This is a genomic window from Clostridium sp. Marseille-QA1073 (assembly GCF_054863625.1).
On the sequence record NZ_JBSVQM010000013.1, the window covers coordinates 112884 to 120451 of the forward strand.

The following is a 7568-nucleotide window of genomic DNA, read 5'->3' on the forward strand; positions in this document are numbered from 1 at the left end:
GAGAATTGACTATTGACAATGGGTACTTATTGATACTTCTCCTTTATGGAAAAATCTTAAATTGTTTTATTAAAAATCTATGTAAAGAAATTAATTTACAAAATTAATTTCAACTATAATTATCAATTTTCCATTCTCAATTCTCCATTAATTAAGTTCCCTAGAGGTGAAAAAATAGTGAATTTTAGATTGTAAATTATTCTAAGTTGTGTACCGATTAAGCAAAAAACAATACCCACAACAAGGAGGCTATCTTGTTGTGGGTATTGCTTGTGTTTCGGTTTTTTAATATTTTAATATTAAAAAAGGGGGATAGATATTAATTATCTAAGGTTAACTAATTGCGTAAATTAATTGGTTTTTAGCATCTTTGACTAATTATTTTATATGTCTAATCTATTCTAATGTTAAATTAACTTTCATTGTTTTTCCGTTTCTCATAAGTTCTACGGATACTACGTCCCCTTCATTGTGAGATTCTTTAATCTTATTTAGCTCTTCAACTGTACTTACCTTTTTACCGTCAAATTTAACTATTACATCTCCTGGTTGAAGTCCACCTTTTTGAGCTACACTTAAACTTTGTACATTTTCTATATAAATTCCAACAGGTAAATTATTAGCTTTTGCTGTTTCTTCATTAAGATTTAAAGCAGTGATACCTAACTTTAATATTGGTTTTAATAAGTTATCAAGTTTATTAGATGCTTCATTTATTGGTATTGAAAATCCTAAACCTTCAACTCCCTCTTGGCCTATTTTAGCAGTATTTATACCAATTACTTGTCCCTTAGAATTTAGCAATGGACCTCCACTATTTCCTGGATTAATAGCAGTATCAGTTTGTATTAATTTTAATGTTTTACCACCATCAAATTGTATTTCTCTATTTAAAGCACTTATAATACCTGTTGTTACAGAACCAGAAAATTCTTTTCCTAACGGATTTCCTATAGCTACAACCTGTTCTCCAACTTCTAATTCATCTGAATTACCAATCTCTAATACTCCTGGCAATTCAACTTCTTCTGTTATTTTAACAACAGCTAAGTCTGCATCTTCTTGGTAATTTACGACTTTAGCTGTGACTTCTTTGCCATCATAGAATATTACTTTAACTTCAGAAGCACCTTCAATAACATGATAATTAGTTAATACATATCCTTCCTCATTAAATATGAATCCTGATCCAATTCCTTCTTGTAATTCAGATTGCCATCTAAGAGAATTTTGATTTATAGATTTTGTAGCAACTCCTACAACTGCTGGCGAAGCTTTTTTAGCAATTTCTGGTATACTCATGGGTGATGTATTGTCTACTGTAGTAGAAGTATTAGTAACTGTCTCTTTATTAGAAACTGAACTATTATTATTAATATTATTTATTACAGTATAAGTAGCTGTACCTCCTACAGCCCCTCCAAGTAATGAACAAATAAGTGCTATTGCTATAAGACTTCCAGCTTTTTTACTCTTTTTTTGTCTTTTAGGGTTGTCTACTGTAAACTTCGCATCATATATGTAGGTTTTTTCTACCTCTTTACCAGTTGTATTGTTAGAATCGTTAAACTCATTCATGATATATAATCTCCTTCCGTTAATGTTATAACTAAATGTTAGTATAGTTATATGTTTTTTTTGTGTCTGTATAATGTCAATTCTGTGTCATTATAAAAATTTTATTTTTAATAAAATTAAATATAGTTAATCTTTTTTAATAATTTTTGAGATAGATTTCTTATCATTATGAGCTTAATTCACAACCTATTAATTAAAAATTAATGATGAAGAATGAAGAATTTTATGTACAAAAGAAAAATGGCGAACAATGTTCGCCGCTACAAAAAATATATTTAAAGAAATTAATTTGGTTAAAATTAAATTTCTCCTTAATTTTCAATTATCCATTGTCAATTCTGAATTGACTAAACTGTTTTATTTATTTGCATAAATCTCTATAATTTTTAGTATTACTTCAACAGCTTTTTCCATTGATTCAATTACAATGTATTCAAATTTGCCGTGGAAGTTATGTCCACCAGTAAATATATTTGGAGTTGGTAATCCCATGTAAGAAAGCTTTGATCCATCTGTACCTCCTCTTACAGGTATTACAAGTGGTTCTACATTTAATTGCTTCATAGCTTCTATTACAGTTTCAACTATATGCATTTCAGCTTCAATTTTTTCTCTCATATTATAATAAGTATCACTTATATCTATTTCAACAATTCCTTCACCATATTTTTTATTTAGTTCTGAAGCTATTTCTTTCATATAGTTCTTTCTAGCTTGGAATTTATCCATATAAAAGTCTCTTATTAGGAAAGATGCTTTCGCTTCTTCTACTTCCCCATGAATTTCGTCAAGCATATAAAAACCCTCATATCCTTCTGTAGTTTCAGGTCTTTCATTTTCAGGAAGTTTATTTATATATTCCATAGCTATTAAGCTAGCATGTATCATTTTACCTTTTGCTGAACCTGGATGAACATTTCTACCATGGAATTTAACTTCAACACCAGCAGCATTAAAAGTTTCATATTGAACTTCTCCAATTTCTCCTCCATCTAATGTATAGGCAAAGTCCGCATTAAATTTTTCAACATTAAAATTATTGCATCCTGTTCCTACTTCTTCATCTGGAGTGAAAGCAACTTTTATAGTTCCATGTTTTATTTCTGGATGATTTATTAGATATTCCATAGCTGTCATTATTTCAGCTATACCTGCCTTGTCGTCTCCACCTAATAAAGTAGTACCATCTGTTGTAATTAGTGTTTTTCCTATATAATTTTTAATTTCTGGAAAATCTTTTGTTGATAAAATTGTATTCTCATTTAATTTTATATCTCCACCATCATAATTTTTAACTATTTGTGGATTAACATTTGTACCAGAATAATCTGGCGCTGTATCCATATGAGCTAAGAAACCTATTGTTGGTACTTTTTTATCTATATTTGATGGTAGTGTTGCTGTAACAAAACCTTTATCATCCATAGCTACATCAGTCATACCTATCGCTTGTAATTCTTCTACAAGGCTTTTTCCCAAAACCAATTGTCCTTCTGTACTAGGCAATGTATTCGAATTTTCGTCACTTTTAGTATCATATTTTACATAGTTTAAAAATCTTTCTACAAGTTTTGACATTATTATCCCTACCTTTTTCATAAATATTTGCAATATTTATTTTATTATATCACCTTCTTAAATTCACCTCAATTAAGAAAGATTATACAATGAAAATTTGACAATTGACAGTGGAGAATTATTGATACTTCTCTTTCATAGGAGAAATTCTAAATTTATTTCTTTTTAAAGTGACGTAGTCACTTTTATTGAAAAATCTATTTAAAGAAATTATTTTGCTTTAAAATAATTTCCATATTAATTGTCAATCGTCCATTATCAATTCTCAATTATTAATCTTGTTATGTATAAATTTTCAAGTTTTCTTGATATAATAATATTGTTATCACATAAAGGGAGGTTTAAAAAATGATTGATTTATCAAAAGGTTTAAGCTTTGATTCCTATTTAAAGAAATCGCAAGAAAAGTATGGAGATATTCAAGATAAAGCTTATAATAATACTGACTTATCAAAAAATGCTAAGGAAGAGATTAAAAAATTAGATAAAATTATTCATGCTACTGTGTTTACTGAAGGCTTTTGTCCAGATTGTATAGTTACAATTCCATTTATACAAAAATTAAGTGAAGAAAATTCTAACTTAAAAATTCATTACATGCCAAGAACAGGCTTTGAAGATTTCTTAGAAGAAGCAGTAGGAAGTAAGTCCATTCCAACTATTATAACTTTTGACGAAGATATGAATCCTAAAGGTGCGTATGTAGAAACTCCAAAGGAGCTTCAAGAAAAGATGGTAGGATTATCACAAGAAGAAAGAAAAGCAATCTATAGTGAATATAGAAATGGAAAATATAATAGCTTAATTGAAAAAAATTTATTGGATATAATACTATAAAAAAATCGTGACTTTTAGTCACGATTTTTTATAATATTAAATAATTTTATAAATTAATACTTTTCTCCAAATTGATCTACAACTTCCATATCTTTCTCCAATATCCCATGAGCATATCTGATTTCTATTATTATTCTTATATAATTTATGAGTACAACTATTAATGCTATTAATATAAGTATAGTAATAAAAATATATAATCTATACAAAGTAAAGTTAAATCCAGATGCTGAAGAAAGTGCCACAACTAGAGACCATATTAATATTATACTAGATAATATTAAAGATACGATAATAGAATCTCTAAAACCTTTCCATACTTTTTTGATTTTTAAAGCCCAGAAATTCTTATCTTTCTCCTCATACATTTTAGAAATTCCAATACATATAGAATACACCCCAAATAAGATTATAATACTTAACATAATTTCAATTAGCATGTATGGGCCAGCACTCTTTAACATGTGAATAATTTCTTCTTTAGATTCTATCATTTCTGGAATTGATACCTTAGATGAAATAAACAATGTTATAATACTTAATCCCAATATAGTACTATAAGAAATTAGCGCATTTTTAAAGTGCTTGTTTTTATCCTTTAACTTATAGCAACCATAAGTTATTAATACATATCCAATAAGACTGGTACTAAGATTTACTTTATCCAGACTTTTAATTGGAATATTAAACAATAAGATAAATCCCCAAAATATTGCATTTAAAGGTAACATATCTTTCCCCCTTTTAATTATTTACAAAATTTTATAAAGCCTCTATATAACATATTCCATTTTATGAACTTAATTCCTTTAATGTTTTTATATTGATATTAAATTATAATATATACAAAAAAAGTGACAAACTTAACTTAATTCACAATTATAGATATTTCTCAGCATTAGCCTTTCACCCCTGGGGTCTGTAATAAAATCATAGGTTTTTAACAAAATAAAAAGTAGTCACAAAATCTAAATCTGTAACTGCTTTTTATATAAGACTCCTGGGGTGCAGTAGGATAAGGTGCTGTATCTGCATATTGAATGATAGTTTAATGATATTGCTTATCTCCACAATATTGGTGTAGGCTCACTAATTTTGGCTCCAATTTATACTGCACCTCAGGGAAACCCTAAAGGGCTTCGCGCTGTTCCCCAGGGGTGAAAACAAAAAAACTAGCAATTGTATTGCTAGTAAAAATTAAATTCCATATTAATTACCTAATCGTAGCGGCGAACAGTGTTCATCATAATATTTTTTATATTAGTATTAGATTTTGATATATATAAAAAAAGTGGCGAACACTGTTCGCCGCTACAAAAATCTATTAATGAAATTAGTTGAATCAAAACTAATTTCCTCCTTAATTGTGAATTGTGCATTGTGCATTGATTAATCTTTTCCATTAAAATATTCACAATGTTGAACTATTGGACATTCTTCACATTTTGGCTTACGAGCATTGCAGATTTTTCTTCCATGCCATATTAAGTAATGATGAGCATCACTCCACATTTCCTTAGGGATATTTTTCATGAGTTTTTGCTCTACCTCATCTACATTCTTTCCTTTTGCAATTCCAATTCTATTTGAAAGTCTAAATACATGGGTATCAACAGCTATTGCAGGAACTCCAAATGCATTGGATAATACTACATTAGCAGTTTTCCTTCCCACACCTGGAAGCTCTATAAGTTCCTCCATAGTTCTAGGTACTTCTCCTCCATGCTTTTCTAAAAGCATTCTACAGCATCCTAAAATGTTTTTGCTCTTATTTTTATAAAAACCACAACTTCTTATTTTTTCCCCTAGTTCTTCTTCTGTTAAAGTAACCATAGCTTTTGGAGTATTATATTCTTTATATAATTCTTTAGTAACTATATTAACTCTTTCATCAGTACATTGTGCTGATAGAATAGTTGATATTAAAAGTTCAAAAGGCGTAGTAAAATCAAGTCCACATTTTGACCCTCCATAAACTTTACTTAATATATCTAAAACTTTTCCTCTATTCTCTTTATTCATTATATCACCCTATTTCTTAAGTTTAATAAGACATCTAAAATAAAATAATAAGTCAAAGATGCGACGTCTATTTTATGATAGACAAGTAGCCATATTTCGCCCATAGTTTATCTATGAATTAATTATTCTGATGCAATATGACTGAAAATAGACTAATATACTGACTAGTTATTTTTTGAAGATATCTAATATTTCTTAATATATTATATCAACTTTAACTTATAATACACAACTTTTCAATTAACAATACATAATAAAGAAAAGTTTATATTATATTTCATTAAAAAATTTATCTATCTTTTGTTAGTTATCTTATTTTACAAATTTATTTTTAAAATTTTTCAATAATATGAATAAAAAACTAGTAATTAGGCAAACTAATTAATGAATACGATAAGAAAACTCCAAATATAACAAAGACATAACATATTCTTATTAATAAAAAATTTAAGAATATTCCTTAATTGCAATTAACAAAAAGACTTACTAGAAAAATTTCTAGTAAGTCTTTTTGATTTTTCTATATGATTTCTTCAAGAATTATAGTTCTTTTATAAAATTTAAATTTTTTATAAAAGTTTAATACTTCTTCATTCCCCTCAGCTACCCCTATTATTTTTTTCTTTGAATCATTCTCATTAAGATAAATTAATGCTCTTTCCATTAATTCTTCACCTATTCCCTGGCCTCTGTATTCTCTTTCTAGGTAAAGAGAATCAACTTCACCAACTAAGTCTAAATTTATTGTACTTATACAATAGCCTATATATGTTCTTCTATCTAAATCTTTAACTAAATCTATATTTACCTTTAAATCTTTATTATAAAATTTCTCTTTTCTAAGTTCAAAAGTAAATTTTTCGTAATTATGCGAAAAATTATTAGAATTTCCCCTATGATGATTATTTAATTTCTCCCATAGCGGTTTTATTGAATCTAAAAGTTCTATACCTCCATTAATATAAGCAATATTATTCATTTTTTTCACCTTTACCTTCTTTATTTTTATTAATATAAATATTTAGAACTTTAATAATTTTAAACGATAGAATTATAAGAAAAACAAGTCCAATTCCTTTTAAAGCCTCCTTAAAAACATTAAGTCCCATTAAAAGATTAAATCCCCATGACGCTTCCATAATAGCTCCCCCTTAAACTTATAATTATATCTATTTTAACATAATTTACAAAATATTACTCAAACAATTAAAAATTGACAATGGACTATAGACAATTATGGAAATTTCTCATCATTAACCTTTCACCCCTGGGGTGCAGTATGACATGTCACTGTATCTGCAATATTAAACTATATTTTATATTATATTGCTTATCTCCATAATACTAGTGTAAAATCATTAATTTTCTTCCGAACTATACTGCACCTTTCAACAATTGAAAATTGACGATTGACAATGGAGAATTATTGATACTTCTCCTTTACATGAGAAGCTTTCAATTGATTTATTTTTAACGAAATTAATTTACAAAATTAATTTCCACCGCAATTGTCAATTGTCCATTCTCAATTTTCCATTGATTAAGTTCCCCAG

At 27.6% G+C, this 7568-nt stretch carries 7 protein-coding genes; 1 reads left to right on the forward strand and 6 read right to left on the reverse strand.

Features of this window, described 5'->3' with window-relative positions:
* Nucleotides 1-396 precede the first annotated feature (396 nt).
* Entirely contained in the window at nucleotides 397-1578 is a 1182-nt protein-coding gene (locus tag ACY1IQ_RS12910; protein ID WP_461614319.1) for a S1C family serine protease, read from the reverse strand.
* A gap of 357 nt (nucleotides 1579-1935) precedes the next feature.
* The gene (gene pepT / locus ACY1IQ_RS12915) at nucleotides 1936-3156 is read right to left on the reverse strand and encodes a peptidase T (RefSeq protein WP_461614326.1); all 1221 of its coding nucleotides are present in this window, start codon (nucleotides 3154-3156) and stop codon (nucleotides 1936-1938) included.
* A gap of 348 nt (nucleotides 3157-3504) precedes the next feature.
* On the opposite strand from pepT, the gene ACY1IQ_RS12920 reads away from it, so the two are divergent.
* Nucleotides 3505-3993 (forward strand): thioredoxin family protein, encoded by a 489-nt coding sequence (locus ACY1IQ_RS12920; protein WP_461614320.1) that lies wholly within the window; start codon nucleotides 3505-3507, stop codon nucleotides 3991-3993.
* A 53-nt stretch (nucleotides 3994-4046) separates the two neighbouring features.
* Here ACY1IQ_RS12920 and ACY1IQ_RS12925 read toward each other — a convergent pair whose 3' ends face one another.
* The 4 genes from ACY1IQ_RS12925 to ACY1IQ_RS12940 form a co-directional block, all read right to left on the reverse strand.
* A complete protein-coding gene (locus ACY1IQ_RS12925; protein ID WP_461614321.1) occupies nucleotides 4047-4724 on the reverse strand; it encodes a hypothetical protein in 678 nt (225 codons plus the stop codon).
* Between the two features lie 658 nt (nucleotides 4725-5382).
* Nucleotides 5383-6015 (reverse strand): endonuclease III, encoded by a 633-nt coding sequence (gene nth, locus ACY1IQ_RS12930; RefSeq protein WP_461614322.1) that lies wholly within the window; start codon nucleotides 6013-6015, stop codon nucleotides 5383-5385.
* Nucleotides 6016-6535: 520 nt separating this feature from the next.
* The gene (locus ACY1IQ_RS12935; RefSeq protein WP_461614323.1) at nucleotides 6536-6994 is read right to left on the reverse strand and encodes a GNAT family N-acetyltransferase; all 459 of its coding nucleotides are present in this window, start codon (nucleotides 6992-6994) and stop codon (nucleotides 6536-6538) included.
* Entirely contained in the window at nucleotides 6987-7154 is a 168-nt protein-coding gene (locus tag ACY1IQ_RS12940) for a hypothetical protein (RefSeq protein WP_461614324.1), read from the reverse strand. Before ACY1IQ_RS12940 ends, ACY1IQ_RS12935 begins: the two co-directional genes overlap by 8 nt.
* Nucleotides 7155-7568 lie beyond the last annotated feature (414 nt).